Consider the following 1,387-nt stretch of genomic DNA (forward strand, 5'->3'; position numbering starts at 1 on the left):
TCGTCAGGGTTTTTGGGACAACAGGCTGCGTGAGCTAACGGAGGCTCTGGTCCATCAGGTTTGTCACATTAGGCTGCTGCATCTCGATGAAGCAAGCGGCGCTGTTTGATGGTTTCGCGTTTGATCCTTTCCCTTTCCAGCGTGATGATATCGCCGCGCCCGAAGTAGACGTCGGCAGGGGTGAGATTGTCGAGGCTCTCGTGGTAGCGGCGGTGGTTGTAGTGCTCGACGAACGCCGCGACCTGCTGCTCGAGATCACCCGGCAGGAAGTAGTTTTCGAGCAGGATGCGGTTCTTCAGCGTCTGGTGCCATCGCTCGATCTTGCCCTGGGTCTGGGGATGGCAGGGCGCACCGCGCGTATGTTCCATACCCTTGCTGGATAGCCATGCGGCCAGGTCGGAAGAGACGTAAGACGGGCCGTTGTCGGACAGCAGCCGCGGCCGCTGCATGACCCTGGCGTTGTCGCAGCCGGAAGCCTGCAGCGCGATGGTCAGCGTGTCGGTGACGTCCCCGGCCTTCATCGTGGTGCACAGCTTCCAGGCGATGATATAGCGGGAGAAGTCGTCGAGCACGGTCGATAGATAGAACCAGCCCCAGCCGATGACCTTCAGATACGTGAAGTCGGTTTGCCAGAGCTGGTTCGGTGCTGTCGTCTTGTCATGGAACTCGTCGGCGGCCTTGATGACGATGAAGGCCGGGCTGGTGATCAGGTCGTGGGCCTTGAGCAGGCGATAGACTGAGGATTCCGAGACGAAGTAGCCCTTCGTGTCGGTGAAGGTGACCGCCAGTTCCCGTGGCGACAGCTCCGGCTCGTTCAACGCCAGCTCAATGATCTGATCGCGTTTCTCCTCGGGGAGGCGGTTCCAGACCCGGCTCGGTCGGGGTTTGTGGTCTTCCAGCGCATCGATGCCGCCGGCGAGGAAGCGGTCATACCAGCGATTGAAGGTCGAGCGCGGAATGCCGAGTTTTTGCAGCGTGCGCCGCGCCGACAGGTGCGAGTTCTCGACCAGCCGGATGATCTCCAGCTTCTCGGATGCGGGGTATCTCATTCGTCGTCGCCCCCATCCGCGATCATGCTTTTTTTAAGAATCCGCAGTTCCAGCGCCTGCTCGGCGACGACCTCCTTGAGATCGCGCGCCTCCTTGCGCAGCACCTTCACCTCGTCACTGGTGGCGGCGCGCGCCGTATCCCCGGCAAGCCGCTTCTTGCCGGCTTCGAGGAACTCCTTCGACCAGGTGTAATAAAGGCTCTCCGCGATCCCCTCGCGCCGGCACAGCGCCGCGATCGACTCGTCGCCGCGCAAGCCTTCCAGCACGATGCGGATCTTCTCCTCGGCCGAATATTGCTTGCGGGTTGCGCGGCGGATGTCTTTGATGACCTGCGCCGC

At 61.6% G+C, this 1,387-nt stretch carries 1 protein-coding gene; it reads right to left on the minus strand.

Annotated features, from left to right (window positions below):
• Nucleotides 1-68: 68 nt before the first annotated feature.
• Nucleotides 69-1,387, minus strand: a protein-coding gene (locus tag J0I99_RS00005) for an IS3 family transposase (protein ID WP_291395000.1) whose coding sequence is annotated in 2 segments (ribosomal slippage) — nucleotides 69-1,084 and nucleotides 1,084-1,387 — 1,320 coding nt annotated over the 2 segments. Because the reading frame shifts where the segments join, the coding sequence is not laid out codon by codon here. This gene is flagged as partial in the annotation.

The organism is Devosia sp. (genome assembly GCF_017307495.1).
In the GTDB taxonomy this organism is placed as follows: domain Bacteria; phylum Pseudomonadota; class Alphaproteobacteria; order Rhizobiales; family Devosiaceae; genus Devosia_A.